We start from the raw sequence: 16,572 nt of genomic DNA, 5'->3' as shown, positions 1-16,572 counted from the left end.
AATCAAAAACCTCCGAGCTCTTTGGAACTCGGAGGTTTCAAAACCTTACATGTGAATTGGCATACCTTCTGCACTGTGCGCCGCTTCCATCAGCACCTCGGAAAGGGTCGGGTGGGCATGGACGTTGCGTGCGATCTCATGCGGAGTCAATTCCATCATGTGCGCGAGCGTGAGTTCGGGCAGTAGCTCGGTCACTTCAGGGCCGATCATGTGAGCACCCAAGATCTCGCCATATTTTTCATCCACAACCAGTTTCACAAACCCGGCATAATCACCGATGCCAAGCGCTTTTCCGTTCGGCTGGAAGGGGAAACGCCCGATCTTGATGTTATATCCGCGCTCTTTCGCTTGTGCCTCGGTCAACCCGAATGAAGCCACCTGCGGATGACAATATGTAGCGCGCGGCATCATTTCGTAATCCAATGTGGTGGTTTCCACACCTGCGATGTTTTCAGCACAAATGATTCCCATCGCCGAACCGACATGCGCCAACATCAACTTACCGGTCACATCGCCAATCGCCCAAATGCCCGGCACATTGGTCTGCATTTTCTCATTGATCTCGATCATGCCGCGCTCACTGACCTTCACACCTACGGTTTCGAGACCAAGTCCTTTACTGTTCGGTGTAAAGGCGGTTGCCACCAATACCTGATCTACTTCCAAAGTCTCGCTCGGCAATTTCACTTTGACCTTATCGCCGGAAACAGCGATACTCTCGAACTTCACACCGGTCTTGATCTTGATTCCGCGCTTGGTCAATTCCTTGGTCAATTCCTTGCTGACCTCTTCATCTTCACGCGGCAGAATACGAGGAAGCAATTCAACAATGGTCACATCCACGCCATAGGAATGCCAGATGGTTGCAAACTCCGTTCCGATCGCGCCACCACCCACGATCACAACCGAAGACGGGAGTGTATCTTGCATGATCGCTTCCACGTAGGTAACGATCTTTTTGCCGTCAACAGCCACACCCGGAAGTTGAGCCGCGCTTGCGCCCGTAGCGACGATAATATTCTTCGCTTTGAGCTCAGTCGCTTTACCATCCTTATCCGTAACAGTAAGCGTATCCTTTGCCTTGAACTTCGCCTCGCCCATGAAGACGGCAATGTTGTTCTTCTTCATCAGGAAGCCGATGCCCTTCACAAGGCGATCCGAATTTTGGCGCGAGCGTTTGAACGCAACGCCATAATCCAATTTCAAGTTCTCGAACGAAAAGCCATATTCCTTGCCGCGTTCGCGAAGTGTGTGCGCGATCTCCGCATTGCGAAGAAGCGACTTCGAGGGGATGCATCCGATGTTCAGACACACACCACCCATCCATTGCTTATCGATGATCGCGACTTTCTGCTTGAGTTGCGCGGCACGGATCGCGGCCACATACCCGCCAGGTCCCGCACCGATCACAACGACATCAAAATTTTCTGCCATTCTTTAACTCCATTTGACTTTGTAATGATCCAATTTTACCCCACTACAACCACCGCCTCACATGGGACTTGTAGCTGGTGTAAACATCTTTGAACTTTTCCTCAAGACATGCCTCTTCGTGTTAATGTTCGGGTGGTCTTGTAATTGCGTCATGAAATTATCAACGTTTATATCTTCTGCGCCACCATCAGGAATACAGGAAATGCTTTTTCCTTACCTTTCACTTCTTTCTTGATCTCATACACTGTCGAAAACTGGACATTTCCAAACCCAGCGGCTTCAACCCACTCCTGTAACTCGTTTCGCGCAAAGCCCAGATGCACATCGGTCGTCCCATCTGTATGGAATGTGCCATCTTCTTTATCCAAGTCCGCAACGATCAAATATCCATTCGACTCAAGCACATCACAGAACTTACTCAAAATTCCTTTTGCATCCCGAATGTGATGCAAAGCTAACAATGAATAGGTGATGTGATATTTCTCCGCAGGCAAAGGGTCTGACACAAGATCAAGTCGGACGGGATGCATGTTTTTCACGCCTGCACTGACGATCTTTTCACTGAGAACATCCAGCATTCCTTGTGAAGTATCCGCGAGGGTGATCTGACCTAAATTCTCTTGAAGAGCGAAACTGACCAAGCCTGTTCCACATCCATACTCAAGCGCTTTCATGTTTTTAGATAATGGAACGGTACTGCGAATGGCATCGGCCACTGCACGAGCGCGTTTCACTTTATCTGGGTCAGAGTCCCAATCTTTTGCGCGTTCATCGAAATTTGTCATAATTCTCCTATGTCATTGCGAGGAGCGTTCGTTGCGACGAAGCAATCTCCTGTTTTTATCTAACTCCACTTTTCAAGCGTCTCTTTCACCTTCGCCAAAAACCAATCCGCGGACGCGCCATCGAGAATACGATGATCGAACACAAACGAGAGATACACCATCGGGCGGACAGCGATCGCATCATCTTCAGTCACGATCACACGCTTCTGCATTGCGCCCACACCAAGGATTCCACATTGCGGCTGGTTGATCACAGGGAAGGCGAACAGCGACCCGCTAATACCGTGATTGGTCAATGTGAACGTCCCGCCTTTTACATCGTCAGGCTGGAGTTTTTTCGAACGCGCCCGATACGCCAGATCGTTCACAGAACGAGCCATCGCCAACAGAGACAAATTGTCCGCGCTTTTAATTACGGGGACGATCAAACCATCTTCACCAAGCGAAGTTGCCATCCCAATATTCACTTCTTTATGGACAAGAATGCCATCATCTGACCATGAAGAATTGACACGTGGATATGCCTTCAATCCCGCGACAATGGCGACCATAAAATACGCTGTGTAAGTGAGATTGACACCATCTCGCGCAAAGATATCCTTGTTCGCAGAGCGGTGCTTGATAACCCGACTCATATCCGCTTCCATGACAGTCAGCACGTGAGGCGATGTCTGCTTGGACATGACCATGTGCTCGGCAATTTGTTTGCGGATGGTTGTATGTTTTATTAATCGATCATCTCCAATAGGAGTTGCGACCACCGGCGAAGGGCGATTGACCCCGGTCTGTGGTTTATGGTCCATCGTCGGTCTTTCGTTTTCAACATAATTCAGCACATCATTTTTAGTAATCCGTCCGTTCAACCCCGTGCCTTGTACTTGTTGTAAATCGACTCCATGTTCCGCGGCGATTTTTGCAACAACAGGCGAAATAAAACCTAACTCGTGTGTCGCGTGCGATGTATCGCGTATCACGTTTTCTTTGAGAACAGGATTTTCCACGTTCGATGTGACACTTGATACCTGAGAACTTGAAACTTCTATACTCTCCCCAGGCTTCCCAATAAAAGCAAGTATTGCCCCCACTTTCGCAGGGAGTCCCTCCTCTGCCAAAATCTTCAACACTGTCCCCGAAGCAGGTGATGGGATTTCAGTATCCACTTTGTCAGTGTTTACTTCAAGCAAAGGTTCCAATTCATTGACCGAATCGCCTTCTTTCTTCAACCATTTGATAACAGTAACTTCTTCAACCCCTTCGCCGAGTAATGGAACTAAAACTTTTGTCGCCATAAATACTCCTTAATTGCCTAACCCTGAGACACTAAAGCACTGAGATTTTAAAATCTCCGTGTCTCAGTGTCTCCGTGGTTCACTCACTTGAACGAGGGGAATCTATTCGGGTCAACCTCATGCATCATCTCATACACCATATCAAACACTGTTTCGCTATTTGGCTTTGACCAGTAATCGCCATCACTCCCATATGCAGGACGATGTGCTTTGCTAGTTAACGTTCTCGGTTCCGAGTCAAGATGAAAATATCCGCCCTGTTTCTCAAGCACTTCCTGCATCATATACGCGGACGCACCGCCCGGCACGTCTTCATCCAAAAACAAGATGCGGTTCGTTTTCTTCAGCGACTCGACAATTCGTCCGTGAATATCGAACGGCAACAGGGATTGCACATCCACAACCTCAATATCAATACCCTCTCGAGAAAGTTTTTCTGCCGCATCCATCGCGATACGACAACAGGCACCATAAGTGACCACTGTAATATCACTGCCTTTACGTATTATCTCAGGCACACCGAGCGGGACAGTGAACTCGCTGACATTATCAGGCAACTTCTCTTTAATGCGATAGCCATTCAACACTTCTACAACAAGTGCTGGCTCATCACATTTTAACAACGTATTATAGAAACCTGCCGCACGAGTCATATCACGAGGCACCAGCACATTCATGCCGCGCGCAAGATTAATAATCCCTGCCATCGGCGAGCCTGCGTGCCAAACGCCCTCCAAACGATGACCTCGCGTCCGCACAATAACAGGGGCAGCCTGACCGCCTGCAGTACGCCAATGTAAATTCGCAAGGTCATCGCTCATACCCTGCAATACATACAATACATAATCAAGATATTGAATCTCACAAATAGGCCGCAACCCACGCATCGCCAGGCCAATTGCCTGCCCTAAGATCGTCGCTTCGCGAATGCCTGTGTCCATCACACGCAACGCGCCATACTTTTCCTGCATTCCTTTGAAACCCTGATTCACATCCCCAAGAAATCCCACATCTTCCCCGAACGCCACCACACGCAGATCACGTGCCAGCATCGCATCGAACACAGCGTTCATCACCTCAAAGCCCATCACCGTCGGCGATTTCGCTGAATACACAGGTTTCACTTCCTTGATCGCAACGCCCCTACCGCTATACAAATGCGAACCATACCGCTCCTCGTTGATCTCGTCCTCTTCATTTTTCCATTGGACTAAAATCTGCTTGGATGGATTCGCTTCGAGACGCAGAACTCTCAACGCTTCATGCACTGCGCCATGGACATCACGCCTCCCCACCGACGGGAGGTTTGCCAGCCGTTCCCGAATCTTTTCCAAGTCTGCGGCATGATTCGAACTACCTGCGATCTCATCGAGCATGTCCATCACTTCGTTGCGTTCATCCATGATGGGAGCAAGATACGCATCCCATGCCAGTTTGCGGATCCCTTCTACAGATTTGTAGTCCGCTTTTTCGATGGCGACCAGTTCCAGGTCCGAAATGACGCGGTTCGTTATCATCCACTCACGCATCTTGCGGACGCAATCAAACTCTTCCTCGAATTGCATCCGCTCGGGACTCTTGTATCGTTCGTGACTACCAGATGTGGAATGTCCTTGAGGTTGAGTGACTTCGGTAACATGGATCAACGATGGGATGTGATATTCGCGCGCGATCTCAGCGGCGGAGAGATAAGTTTCGACCAGTGCGGGATAATCCCAGGCGCGCACGCTGTAGAGGTTGTATCCACGTTCAGCTTCTTCTGGCGGGAGGTTAGAATCGCGCTCGAAGCCTTTGAGGATCGAGCCGATGTTTTCTTTGACCATTTGAAATTGATTGGGGACAGAGATGCCATAGCCATCGTCATAGATGGTGATAACAGCAGGCGCTTTCAACACACCAATGGCATTGACTGATTCCCAGAACAGACCTTCGGCCGTGGATGCATTGCCAATGCTTGTGAATGTAACTTCATCCCCATTCTTTGAAAATTGATTGTTACTTTGAAACCCACGATACAACACGGATGCATACGCAAGCCCTACCGCGCGCGGCATTTGCCCAGCGGTGGGAGAAATATCCGCCGCGCTGTTATACATTTGGGTTTGATTCTTCCACGAGCCATCCGGATTGATATAGCGACTCGCGAAATGCGAAGTCATCGAACGCCCGCCCATATTGGATTCGTGGTTGAGGTCGGCGTGTGCGTAGAGTTGCGCAAAAAATTCCTGAATGCTCATCACCCCTAACATGAACATCCAGGTCTGGTCGCGGTAATACCCTGAGCGCCAATCGCCTTTGCGAAAGGCGCGCGCGATCGCTATATTGGCAAGTTCCTTGCCATCGCCGAAAATTCCGAACTTTGCTTTCCCACTCAGTACCTCCCGCCTGCCGATAAGGCTCGCCTGCCTGCTTTGATACGCAAGACGATAATCCTTGATGATCTCTTCTCTCTCTAACGGAAATGCAACAACACTACCCTTCTTTTTGGGCATGAAGTCTCTCTCCTTTGGCTAAGGTTGAGGAGAATTATAACGGAAAAGGATATTCCAATTATCAATAGGATTTTATATTGAAAGATTTACCAAAACAACAAGGATGGTCGCTAAAATGACGAACATGGATACAGTAATTTGAATCAACCCAAGAATTTTTATTCCCCTTCCTTGATCGTGAAAATAAAACATTTTAGACGACAACAACGATGTTCGAACAAACAGTGGATAAACCGCAAATTTCAAAGCAAAGATCCCATGAAAAAGCGCCACACAAGCTACTCCAACCGTAATGAAATTAAATGCTAGATCAGGAAGTGTTTCTGATGCACAAATAAACCCTAAAAACAAAATAGGTAATAGTAGAAAAATAAAAAACGGATATCCGCCTACTATGGACAGCTCCGGGAAATGCGTCTGTAGTTCGCCTATTTCATATCGCTTTGCAGAAGTGTAGTACAGCAGATAGGGTAAGAGCAACACAAGGACAGATGCTCCAAACAATATTAGACTGGAGCTCAGAAAAAAATCTGAAAGAGCATATATCACATTCATATTTTATATACAGGACTTACACAGAATATTTTTTACTAATCTTTGCTAATCTCCACAACTTTATCAAAAATTAGCGAAGATTGACTGATTGGTTTCTGAATTTCGCATAAAAAGAACGCTGGCATCCTAATTATCAATCCGTTGCGGCCTCTACGATCTCCGTCTCAGGATGATGTGTTTTCACTTTGAACATCTTGAACGCCCATTGCACGGCGGGACCGATCAACAGCGCAAAGATCAGAGTTCCTACACCTAACGGGCCGCCCAACAACCATCCAACAACGACAACGGTGATCTCGATAATGGCACGCGCCACACGGATGCTTAACTTCGTCGTCCGATGCGCCGCCATCATCAAACTATCACGCGGACCGGCTCCCGCATCTACGCCGATGTAGATGGCGCTGGCAATGCCCATCATGAAGATCGCGATCAACAACATGGTTCCCTGCAAAAGGAGATTCTGTTCAATAGACGGAAGCATTCCCAAGAACAGATCTTCCCATAACCCAATGAACAGGATATTGCCCAACGTCCCCCAACCGATCTTCTCACGCAAGATCAACGAGCCGAACAAAACAACAAAGCCCACAAGGATGCCCATTCTTCCAGGGCGGATGTCTGTCAGTTGAGATAAAGCCACCTCGAGCACAGCCCAGGGGCTGGTCCCAAGATTCGAACGGATCATCAGCGCGATCGAAAGCCCAAAGAGCGCAAATCCAATTTGAATAACGATAAAGTCACGAGGAAAAGTTTTCCATACTACAGGTTTGAACATGTTTTCTCCTTATTAATAAGCCACGATAATATCACCTATGATAGACTCACGCCATGCAAACAATCGAAACACACAAAGATAACTTCACTATCAGCACCGACCCCGCACGCCTCGACCGTGATGCCATCGTCGCCATGCTTGAATGTTCGTATTGGGCGAACGGGCGTCCGCGCGAACGTACGGAACGTGCACTCGAAAACTCGCTTGTGTTCGGCGTGTATGACGGCACGAAACAGATCGGCATCGCGCGCGTTGTCACCGACTACTCCATCTTCGCCTACCTCTGCGATGTTTTCATCCACGAAGATTATCGCGCACACGGCCTAGGCAAATGGCTCATGCAAACGATCATGTCACACCCCGATCTGCAAGGCCTGCGCCGTTGGACTCTCGCCACACGTGATGCACACGGGCTTTACAAACAATTCGGCTGGAGCCCCTTTGCCAACCCAGAAAATTGGATGGAGATCCTGAAGCCCTTCCAAGGCGAGGAACGTCAATGACCAACGTCATTCTTAAAGCGGGACGTGAAAAGAGTCTGCTTCGTCGCCATCCATGGATCTTCTCCGGTGGGATTCAAAGCGTGGATAAAGAGCCCGCTTCCGGCTCGACCGTTGACCTACTCTCGTCCGATAAAAAGTTTCTCGCCCGAGCCTCTTACTCACCTAACTCGCAAATCCGTGCGCGTGTGTGGACGTTTACAGATGAAGTTATAGACAAGGAATTTTTCCGCAAACGAATACGCAAAGCGATTGACGCTCGCTATTCGATATTTGATTCCGTATCCACCAATTCGCTACGATTAATCTACGCCGAATCAGATAGCATCCCCGGCTTGATCGTGGATAAATATAACGATGTGCTTGTCCTTCAATCATTGACGGCTGGCTCCGAATACTGGAAGGAAACCTTCGCGGACATCCTCCTCGAAGAAACGGGACTCGCTGTCATCTACGAACGCTCCGATGCTGACGTACGTGAGATTGAAGGTCTTGAACCCAAAGTTGGGTTGCTACGTGGCGGCACTCCCCAATTGCCAATTACGATTTCAGAAAACGACCTAAAGTTCATTGTGAACCCTGCATCGGGCCACAAGACAGGTTACTACCTCGACCAACGCAAAAACCGCATCCGCGTGCGAGAACTTGCAAAGGACAAAGACGTGTTGGATTGTTTCTGCTACACAGGCGGATTCACCGTCAACGCTTTGGCAGGCGGAGCCAAGTCCGTGCTATCTGTGGACTCATCCGCTGATGCGTTGGAACTCTGCAAAGAAAATATCGCGCTCAATAAACTCCCCGTTGACAAGCACAACGCACTCGAAGGTGACGTCTTCCAACTCCTCCGCAAATTCCGCGACGAAGCCCGTTCCTTCGACATGATCATCCTCGACCCGCCCAAGTTCGCGCCCACTTCGGCCCACGCCGAAAAAGCGACCCGCGCCTACAAGGACATCAACCTGCTGGCCTTCAAACTATTACGCCCCGGCGGGATACTGGTCACATTTTCGTGTTCTGGCGGAGTTGACGCTGGGTTATTCCAAAAGATCGTAGCCGGTGCGGCGCTCGATGCGGGTGTGGATGCACAGATCATCGAACATTTATCACAAGGGGCAGATCATCCCATCTCTTTGCATTTCCCCGAAGGCGCGTATTTAAAGGGGTTGGTTTGTATAAAACTATAGGGGCGGGATGACCCCGCCCCTACAATATCATGCCAATTTTTGTGGATATCCAACCCCTGTAACGTCATCATGGAAGCGTATCACTTCACTTCCGCCATATCCAGTTCCCACCTGTCCGATAAATTTACAAACACTGAAACTCCGGCTCAAGCTTTCGTATTCTGAGACCCAACGTTGAAATTCGCTGTCATCGCCCTCACGTGGATATTTAACTTTGTATCCACGGAGTTTCATGCGGGAGGGTTTGGGGGTCAAGCGTGCGCGATAACATCCCTGTTTGACGCATAACATCGTATACAAAGGATCGCAGTTGAATTCGTCCATCATTTTCTTCGTTTCGCGGTCACGCGGATCAAAATCCCTACCCAACACGATCACTCGTGCACCTTGATAGGTTTCATAGATACGGAAGGCATAGTTTGGATATTTGGTCACTGCCAGAGTCTTGACCATGTCAAAGATCTGTTCTTTGGGTGGACGCGTATCCTTTTTCTTGAACAGCCCAGCAAGCCCGCCTGTTGACTTGGGCTTGTCAATATCGAGGATCATCATATTCTCAACATTGAGCACCCGTGCGCCATACCGATTTCGTGTGACAATCGCATGCGGATCGATCTCTTGAAGCAGTTCCTCACGGATCTCCACCTCATAATCTTCAAAGAGATGTTTCTCCCCCATGATCTTTCGTTGTATCTTCTGTGCCTTTTCTTTCGCTCTCGCTCGTGCATCCTCTGGGGAAATATTCGACCCACCATAACAGACGACTTCCTGCTGATTACCATCAATGAGGACGGCTTGCTTTTCGATGGTCCAGTATTTGTAAATTTTCATTATTTAGTTCTCCAATACAAATCTACAACAATTAAAGAAACCTCGAAACATTAGGAAATCACTTATTGTCTCTTCTTGGCAAGAAGAATCCTAATAGGCAGCCTGGCTTATCAACACCAGAAAAGAAATATATATCTTTTTTCGTGCTTTCCATGCCGTTCCGAGATGTATCAGGTCTTTCAGACATTTCGTTCAACAATCTAGTTCCCATTTGTATGATTACAGTATGAAAGTATGCCATACGAGCAGTATTAAATATTGCCACTAAACCCACAAACAATAATAATGCCCCGAAAATAGTAAAAATAAATGTCGAGTTTTCAGTACTTACTCCTTGGAAGTTTATAATGCCAAGCCCCAAAATAATTGCCCATGGTAAAGAACGCACCTCAACAGAATCGAGATCGGCCTGAGAAGCAGTAATCACATAATTCAAGTCTTTTTCCCAATTTTTGGAATTGCAAACGTCATTACTTAAGATACTATGCACTTTCAAGGTTAAGTCCGGTATGGAGTTCCCAAAGGTCGCTGGAAACATTGGTATAAAAATGCCAGCAATATCAAGTAAAACGTCAAAAATATCGATTGCCGTTTTAGATAACATACAAACCGTCACAGACACAACAAAAACAGCAATACCCCAGGTGACATAAAATAAGCCTACTTTAATTGCAGTTATCTGTGGAATAATATTTGGGGGATAAAAAATCCTAACCATCAATAGAATTGACACAAACAAAATAAATGCAACCTGCTTAAGAGTGAATCTTTTTACGAAGGACGGGAAATTCAAAGCTCCAAGTATTGTTGAGACAACCTCAACAATATACATATTAATTACAAGCGCTAAACGAGTTTCGTTTTTAAATACAAAATAACTGGATACGATGGATACAATTATCAACAACACAACGCTAATGAAAGCATAAGCTTTATTTTGCGGCACATCAGATGGGGCATTAACGTCAAATTGGTTTGCGCCATAATTCTTCTTTGAAGAATTACTCAATTTGCGAACGATTTGAAAATAGATATCTGATTCCATTTTCCTACACCCTGTTAGTCAAACTACAAGAAATTTATTTCTTTAGACCTGTGACGTTGCAACTTCTCATTTCTCATCCCCCAGGGATGCAATTGCCCTCAACAAACCAAATACCAACACACCGAGTTTCATGCCTTCACCTGCGGTGATGGCGGTCTCTTTTTCGTTCTTTTCGGCGTTGCGTTCGAGCAACATCGCCGCAATCAAACCTGTCACTGCGCCAACAAGTGCGCCCAATAATAGAGTTCTGCTTTTGTTCATGAATTAATTCCTTTTATGATGTAGAGAGTGCGACGCACCCCGGTCTTGGTTTACGGTTTTATCTTTTCAAAGAACGCAAGGATGCCTGCCAGAATCCCATTGAGTTGCAACACGGGCTTCACGATAGCTTCTGCGGCACGTTGGATATACACCGCACCCAAACGGACGTAATCTTGCGCGAGGCCGGTATAGGTTGGGGTGATGTTGAGAAGCTTAGCCATCAAGTATACAAGGCCCACCATCAACGCAAGGAAGATCAACAACCCGATCATGATGGGGATAACGATCCATATCGTTGAGACAGCCGCCCAACGGGCAACGTCACCTGTACCCTGAAAGAAGGTTACGTTGACGATCAACACGATCAATGTAATGATGAGGAGCGATGTCAACACGATGGGCAGGATGATCTGCCGCACCATTTCCTTGCGATGTCGCTTATAGGATTCGTGAACTGGTTGAGGAATTTTGGCGTTCATTTGTTTTTATTATACACCGCCCACCCCCACCGCCGCTAAAGCAGCACCTCCCCCATTTTCAGACTGAAGTTCGTCTGAAAATGGGGGAGGCTGGGAGGGGGATGCACAGAGCGATTCGGTATGCCTCGCCCAGGCACACAGAACCGCTCCGGCAAAAAAGGGGGAACTGGACTTGACTTTCTTTTGTTGAGATAGGGCAAGCCCTATCGTGACAACCACAAGAATGATTTTCAGAGACCTGACAGGTTTTAAAAACCTGTCAGGTCTGTTTACTATCTGCGATTCCTCAAGAAGGTAGGAACATCGAGATCGTCTTTGTTGATCAGGGGCTGGGAAGAGGCTTGTTTGGCCTCACCAGATTGAACGTCGGCATGAACCGAAACCGATTCCAAAGGACGGGTCGTGAGAGGAGTCTCTGCACGGCGAGTCTCGTTTGTCCGCGGCTGGCGTTCCAATGCACGACGCGGCATGGATGTGCGCTCGAAGCCCGTGGCAATGACGGTGATGCGGATGTCGTCGCCCATGTTCGGGTCGATGACCGCACCGAAGATCATATTCACATCGGGGTGAGCCGTTTCGCGGATGATGGCCGCGGCCTGATTGACCTCGAAGAGGGTCATGGATGGGCCGCCGGTGACATTGAACAGCACGCCGCGCGCGCCATCAATGGTGATATCAAGTAATTTGCTGGAGATGGCATCTTCGGCGGCTTTCTTCGCTCTTTCGTCGCCTGCGCCTGTTCCAACTGCCATAAGCGCGGCACCACCCTCAGACATGATCGCGCGAACATCTGCGAAGTCGAGGTTGATGAGGCCAGGGATGGTGATGAGTTCGGAAATACCCTGAATACCTTGATGAAGAACATCATCCGCAAGGCGGAAGGCATCCTGTAGGGAAGCGCGCTTGTCTGCGATCTGCAAGAGACGGTCGTTGGGGATGGCGATCAAGGTGTCTGCATGTTCCTTGAATTTGCCGATACCCACTTCAGCCGATTGCATGCGTCGCATACCTTCGAATGTGAAGGGACGCGTCACAACGCCGATGGTGAGAGCGCCGCTTTCTTTTGCGATCTGCGCAACGACGGGAGCCGCACCGGTGCCGGTGCCGCCACCCATACCCGCAGTGACAAAGACCATATCCGAGCCTTTCAGCACGTTATACAGTTCGTCCGATGATTCTTCTGCGGCTTTACGGCCGACCTCAGGGTCGCCGCCTGCGCCGAGTCCGCGGGTGAGTTTGTCACCGAGGCGAACGCGACGGGTTGCCTTCGTCAGCATCAGGGCTTGTGCATCGGTGTTAGCGACGATGAATTCAACGCCTTGAATTCCTTCGTCGATCATGCGGTTGACGGCATTCGATCCGCCGCCTCCGACACCGATCACTTTGATGCGGGCGAACGCTTCTGTTTGTTGCTCTGCATTGTTCTTATAAGTCGAGTCCATGACTACCTCCATCAAACATTGGTCTTATGATACTTGTTTTTGATTCCGTAACATAATTTTTTAATGTTATGTATCATTTATTCCGCGCTGAGCGGAGGTGCGTTCTTTGCACCGTAGTCGAAGCGCGCTTCGCTCCGCTCAGGACGGATATACACTAGGGCAATATCCTACCGATGATCTTTCTAACAACACCAAATCCCATACGCTTGTCTCCTTTTTTGGAACGACGTTCGCGTCCAATACTCAAGTCTTGTTCGTGCATCGACATGATCCACTTCAACAAACCTACGCTCGTTGAATAGGCAGGTGAATTCAAACGATCAACCAAACCCAACAGGTTCTCAGGTTGCGCAATGCGGACCGGCATTCCCAACACATCACTGGCGATCTGACGGATGCCGGGCAAAGCAGAAGCGCCACCCGTCAACACCATGCCAGCTGGCAATAAACCATCGTAGCCGGAACGCTTGATCTCCTGTAAAGTCAATGAGAATATCTCTTCCACACGCGCTTCGATGATGTGTGCGAGTTCCTTGCGATTGATCTGTACAGGCAGATCCTCACCGAACGGGCGGATGGAGAAATATTCTTCCGCACCAACCTCGGCACGTACGGCGTATCCTTGTTGCTTCTTCACATCCTCGGCCTGCGTGAATGGAAGGCGTAATCCATGCGCGATATCCTGCGTAACGTGGTTGCCGCCAACTGCCAACACCATCGTATGCCACACATCGCCGTTGACGTAGATCGCCAGGTCCGTTGTGCCGCCGCCGATGTCACATACGGCCACACCCATCTGACGTTCCTGTTCAGTCAACACCACTTCACCAGAGGCAAGAGGGTTCAACACAAATTGTTGAATCTCCACACCTGCCGCACCCACACACTGACGCAGGTTATCTACAGTCGCGGCCGAGGCAGTGATGATGTGTGCTTCTACTTCGAGGCGATAGCCGTGCATATTTTTCGGATTGCGAATGCCATCCTGCCCATCCACAGAGAAGCCACGCTGGATGACATGAATGATCTCACGATCATACGGAATGGCAACTGCACGTGCTTGCTCAAGGGCATGCTCAATATCGAATTGTTCGATGACGTTGCCATTTACGGCGGCTTGTCCACGGCTGTTTACGGAAGAAACATGGGCACCCGCAATGCTCACCAACGCAGAGGTGATCTCAAGGCCCGAAGTGGATTCCGCTTTCTTCACCGAACGAGTGATCGCCTGTGAAGCCGCGGCCAAATCTACAATGATGCCTTTTTTGATCCCCTCCGAAGGTTCAATGCCAACGCCGAGGATGCGGATGGACTTATCGTCCTCCACGCGTCCAACCAGCGTGCAGACCTTGGTGGTGCCTACGTCTATACCTACAATGATCTCTTCCATAATTCCTTTTGTTATGGAGTCAGCCAGCTTGCTGGCGGCGGGAGCAAGCTCCCTGACTCCATAGTAGTTATTGACTCATCCTATAATACGGTGCTGTCGGGTACATCACGTTGATCAACGCCGGGCGGATACCACGCTGTGTCAACGAAGCGACCATCGACTCATACACACGCATCTTCAATTCCACATCGTTCGAACTCGTCCCAAAATAGACTCGCCAACCGCGCGGATCATTCCAGCCAAAGCCGTTGTCTTTTTCATACAAGATCGGCGCACCTGTTGGGACGTGTCCATAGAGGCCATTCAACGTCCGAACCAATTCCGCTGAAATGAACGGAGCGGGAGTCAATGGATCACTTCCGCCTCCTACTACGGGTGGAGCTGAGAGCGCCACGACCGGAATTAATCCAACCAATTCGCCTCGCGGACGGAAGGCGATGCCATCTGCTGAGACCCATGTATACCCGCCTCCCTGTTCCCAACGGATAACGGCCTGTCGTTCGGTCACATCGACAGAGACAACATTCGGGAAACCAACGGTCACTCGGACGGAGGCAAGCTCGGGGTAATTGAGGCGGAGGCGTGTCTCCAATTCCGATGGAGTGATCAGGAAGATGGGCTGTCCTGAAACGTTCAGCGTGGCATTCAATTCCGCTTGTGTAAGTTGTTGATTGCCATACAAACGTGCTTCGGTCACACGCAATTCAGGGAGATTGAACGCAAGGTAGATCGCAACTCCGAGAAGGAGGGCAAAGATAAACGAGAACAAGCGCCAACCCACACGCGGACGCGGGATGCTGATCGAGCGGATATCGGTGCGCGGTAAATGCGGCAACGCGATCTGGAAGCGACGGCGCGCATTCTGGACCGGCTTGCGCACGGGTTTGGTGGGGCTTTTCTTTCGCGCAGTGACCGTGGGCGTGGGGCGTGCGGCCACCTTCGATGCGCGTTGAAGTTGCTGTGTGTGCTCCTTCTCACGGCGCATGCGAACGAGTTCGGCGCGGCTAAGTTCTTTCTTACTCATGCACGGCTCCGAAAAGTGTGTGAAGTGTGGTCGCGTTCTGCTTTGCGTTCCATTGCCAATTCGATCAATCGATCAACCAGTTTGTTGTAGGGCAGGCCACTGGCTTCCCAAAGTTTGGGATACATACTGATCTTGGTAAAGCCAGGGATGGTATTCAATTCATTCAAATGGATCTTGTTCGTATCGTTCTCGACGAAAAAGTCCACGCGCGCCATGCCTGCACAATCAATAGCCTTATATGCACGGACTGCATACTCACGGAGCAGTTCTTTTGTTTCTTCCGGCAGTTCGGCAGGGATGACGAGACCGGATGTGCCGTCAATGTATTTCGATTCGTACGAATAAAATTCGCGGCTCGGTAATATTTCACCGGGGACCGAGGCTTTCGGGTCTTCATTGCCCAACACACTCACTTCAACCTCGCGCGCATTCTTTATCCCTTTTTGGATCAGGACACGGCGATCGAAGGAAGCGGCCTCCATTAAACCTTCCTGCAAATCGGAGCGGTTGTTGCACTTGGTCACACCAACCGATGAACCAAGGTTGGCAGGCTTGGTAAAGAGCGGATACCCGCTAAGCGCTTCAGCTTTTTCAATGATAGCGAGCATGCTCTTTTCGATCTCAGAACGCGTCACCACTAACGTATCCACAACAGGAATGTCGTTGGCGATCATCACATCTTTGAACACGCCTTTGTCCATGCCAACGGATGAACCGAGTACACCCGCACCTACGTAGGCAACATCTGCCAGTTCGAACAATCCCTGTATGGTTCCATCTTCACCGAAGGTTCCATGCAGAACAGGGAAATACACATCGATATTGTTTTGATCTGCATTTCGCGAGGCATCGGGTTGAATATCGAAATATTCAAGGCCGTCAATTTCGCCACGCTCAAATTCACCGAGCACATCCTCGCCGGTCAGCCACTTACCTTCACGCGTGATGCCGATCTGGGTCACATCATACCGGGCAGGGTCGAGCACAGACAGCACGGAACGCGCCGACATGAGCGAGACCTCATGTTCGCCGGAACGTCCACCGAAGAGTACTGCCACGTGAAGTTTGTTTTCCATAACGTTT

General features: G+C 49.3%; 16 protein-coding genes. 2 read left to right on the top strand and 14 right to left on the bottom strand.

Going from position 1 to position 16,572, the window contains the following annotated elements; all coding sequences use genetic code 11:
- Nucleotides 1–45 precede the first annotated feature (45 nt).
- The 6 genes from lpdA to IPP66_06370 all read right to left on the bottom strand — a co-directional run bounded on the left by lpdA (nt 46) and on the right by IPP66_06370 (nt 7,333).
- Nucleotides 46–1,434, bottom strand: coding sequence for a dihydrolipoyl dehydrogenase (gene lpdA, locus IPP66_06395; protein MBK9924908.1), 1,389 nt, complete (start codon nt 1,432–1,434; stop codon nt 46–48).
- Between the two features lie 167 nt (nt 1,435–1,601).
- Nucleotides 1,602–2,219 (bottom strand): class I SAM-dependent methyltransferase, encoded by a 618-nt coding sequence (locus IPP66_06390; GenBank protein MBK9924907.1) that lies wholly within the window; start codon nt 2,217–2,219, stop codon nt 1,602–1,604.
- A 59-nt stretch (nt 2,220–2,278) separates the two neighbouring features.
- Nucleotides 2,279–3,508: a 2-oxo acid dehydrogenase subunit E2 gene (locus IPP66_06385; protein ID MBK9924906.1), complete on the bottom strand. Its 1,230-nt coding sequence runs from the start codon at nt 3,506–3,508 to the stop codon at nt 2,279–2,281.
- A gap of 83 nt (nt 3,509–3,591) precedes the next feature.
- Nucleotides 3,592–6,000, bottom strand: coding sequence for a transketolase (locus tag IPP66_06380; GenBank protein MBK9924905.1), 2,409 nt, complete (start codon nt 5,998–6,000; stop codon nt 3,592–3,594).
- A 72-nt stretch (nt 6,001–6,072) separates the two neighbouring features.
- Nucleotides 6,073–6,555: a hypothetical protein gene (locus IPP66_06375; GenBank protein MBK9924904.1), complete on the bottom strand. Its 483-nt coding sequence runs from the start codon at nt 6,553–6,555 to the stop codon at nt 6,073–6,075.
- Between the two features lie 133 nt (nt 6,556–6,688).
- Nucleotides 6,689–7,333: a hypothetical protein gene (locus IPP66_06370; GenBank protein ID MBK9924903.1), complete on the bottom strand. Its 645-nt coding sequence runs from the start codon at nt 7,331–7,333 to the stop codon at nt 6,689–6,691.
- Between the two features lie 53 nt (nt 7,334–7,386).
- Here IPP66_06370 and IPP66_06365 point away from each other — a divergent pair, with 53 nt between their 5' ends.
- Together IPP66_06365 and IPP66_06360 are read left to right on the top strand one after the other, a co-directional pair.
- Nucleotides 7,387–7,836 carry a GNAT family N-acetyltransferase gene (locus tag IPP66_06365; protein MBK9924902.1) on the top strand — a complete coding sequence of 150 codons (450 nt, stop codon included), beginning with the start codon at nt 7,387–7,389 and terminating at the stop codon, nt 7,834–7,836.
- On the top strand, nt 7,833–9,017 hold the full coding sequence (locus IPP66_06360) for a class I SAM-dependent methyltransferase (protein MBK9924901.1): 1,185 nt from the start codon (nt 7,833–7,835) through the stop codon (nt 9,015–9,017). The genes IPP66_06365 and IPP66_06360 overlap by 4 nt, the downstream gene beginning before the upstream one ends.
- Nucleotides 9,018–9,044: 27 nt before the next feature.
- Here IPP66_06360 and IPP66_06355 read toward each other — a convergent pair whose 3' ends face one another.
- From IPP66_06355 to IPP66_06320, 8 genes are all read right to left on the bottom strand, one after another.
- Nucleotides 9,045–9,848: a hypothetical protein gene (locus IPP66_06355; GenBank protein MBK9924900.1), complete on the bottom strand. Its 804-nt coding sequence runs from the start codon at nt 9,846–9,848 to the stop codon at nt 9,045–9,047.
- 58 nt (nt 9,849–9,906) lie between these two features.
- On the bottom strand, nt 9,907–10,893 hold the full coding sequence (locus IPP66_06350; GenBank protein ID MBK9924899.1) for a hypothetical protein: 987 nt from the start codon (nt 10,891–10,893) through the stop codon (nt 9,907–9,909).
- Nucleotides 10,894–10,959: 66 nt separating this feature from the next.
- Entirely contained in the window at nt 10,960–11,154 is a 195-nt protein-coding gene (locus IPP66_06345; GenBank protein MBK9924898.1) for a hypothetical protein, read from the bottom strand.
- Nucleotides 11,155–11,204: 50 nt separating this feature from the next.
- Nucleotides 11,205–11,633, bottom strand: a complete 429-nt coding sequence (locus IPP66_06340; protein MBK9924897.1) for a hypothetical protein — start codon at nt 11,631–11,633, stop codon at nt 11,205–11,207.
- Nucleotides 11,634–11,905: 272 nt separating this feature from the next.
- Nucleotides 11,906–13,075, bottom strand: coding sequence for a cell division protein FtsZ (ftsZ, locus tag IPP66_06335; GenBank protein MBK9924896.1), 1,170 nt, complete (start codon nt 13,073–13,075; stop codon nt 11,906–11,908).
- 154 nt (nt 13,076–13,229) lie between these two features.
- Nucleotides 13,230–14,465: a cell division protein FtsA gene (ftsA, locus tag IPP66_06330; GenBank protein MBK9924895.1), complete on the bottom strand. Its 1,236-nt coding sequence runs from the start codon at nt 14,463–14,465 to the stop codon at nt 13,230–13,232.
- 67 nt (nt 14,466–14,532) lie between these two features.
- On the bottom strand, nt 14,533–15,489 hold the full coding sequence (locus IPP66_06325; GenBank protein ID MBK9924894.1) for an FtsQ-type POTRA domain-containing protein: 957 nt from the start codon (nt 15,487–15,489) through the stop codon (nt 14,533–14,535).
- Nucleotides 15,486–16,565, bottom strand: coding sequence for a D-alanine--D-alanine ligase (locus tag IPP66_06320; protein MBK9924893.1), 1,080 nt, complete (start codon nt 16,563–16,565; stop codon nt 15,486–15,488). The genes IPP66_06325 and IPP66_06320 overlap by 4 nt, the downstream gene beginning before the upstream one ends.
- Nucleotides 16,566–16,572: the final 7 nt, after the last annotated feature.

The sequence above is a fragment of the Candidatus Defluviilinea proxima genome, from assembly GCA_016721115.1.
Classification (GTDB): Bacteria; Chloroflexota; Anaerolineae; order Anaerolineales; family Villigracilaceae; genus Defluviilinea; species Defluviilinea proxima.
Note: the sequence above shows the minus strand (reverse complement) of the source record. Positions and strands in the feature narration are given on the sequence as shown.

Coding starts and splice junctions, on each gene's coding strand:
- IPP66_06320 (MBK9924893.1), bottom strand. CDS start 16,565: ATGGAAAACAAACTTCACGTGGCAGTACTCTTCGGTGGACGTTCCGGC.
- IPP66_06365 (MBK9924902.1), top strand. CDS start 7,387: ATGCAAACAATCGAAACACACAAAGATAACTTCACTATCAGCACCGAC.
- IPP66_06355 (MBK9924900.1), bottom strand. CDS start 9,848: ATGAAAATTTACAAATACTGGACCATCGAAAAGCAAGCCGTCCTCATT.
- IPP66_06375 (MBK9924904.1), bottom strand. CDS start 6,555: ATGAATGTGATATATGCTCTTTCAGATTTTTTTCTGAGCTCCAGTCTA.
- IPP66_06360 (MBK9924901.1), top strand. CDS start 7,833: ATGACCAACGTCATTCTTAAAGCGGGACGTGAAAAGAGTCTGCTTCGT.
- lpdA (MBK9924908.1), bottom strand. CDS start 1,434: ATGGCAGAAAATTTTGATGTCGTTGTGATCGGTGCGGGACCTGGCGGG.
- IPP66_06370 (MBK9924903.1), bottom strand. CDS start 7,333: ATGTTCAAACCTGTAGTATGGAAAACTTTTCCTCGTGACTTTATCGTT.
- IPP66_06380 (MBK9924905.1), bottom strand. CDS start 6,000: ATGCCCAAAAAGAAGGGTAGTGTTGTTGCATTTCCGTTAGAGAGAGAA.
- IPP66_06325 (MBK9924894.1), bottom strand. CDS start 15,489: ATGAGTAAGAAAGAACTTAGCCGCGCCGAACTCGTTCGCATGCGCCGT.
- IPP66_06385 (MBK9924906.1), bottom strand. CDS start 3,508: ATGGCGACAAAAGTTTTAGTTCCATTACTCGGCGAAGGGGTTGAAGAA.
- IPP66_06350 (MBK9924899.1), bottom strand. CDS start 10,893: ATGGAATCAGATATCTATTTTCAAATCGTTCGCAAATTGAGTAATTCT.
- ftsA (MBK9924895.1), bottom strand. CDS start 14,465: ATGGAAGAGATCATTGTAGGTATAGACGTAGGCACCACCAAGGTCTGC.
- ftsZ (MBK9924896.1), bottom strand. CDS start 13,075: ATGGACTCGACTTATAAGAACAATGCAGAGCAACAAACAGAAGCGTTC.
- IPP66_06340 (MBK9924897.1), bottom strand. CDS start 11,633: ATGAACGCCAAAATTCCTCAACCAGTTCACGAATCCTATAAGCGACAT.
- IPP66_06390 (MBK9924907.1), bottom strand. CDS start 2,219: ATGACAAATTTCGATGAACGCGCAAAAGATTGGGACTCTGACCCAGAT.
- IPP66_06345 (MBK9924898.1), bottom strand. CDS start 11,154: ATGAACAAAAGCAGAACTCTATTATTGGGCGCACTTGTTGGCGCAGTG.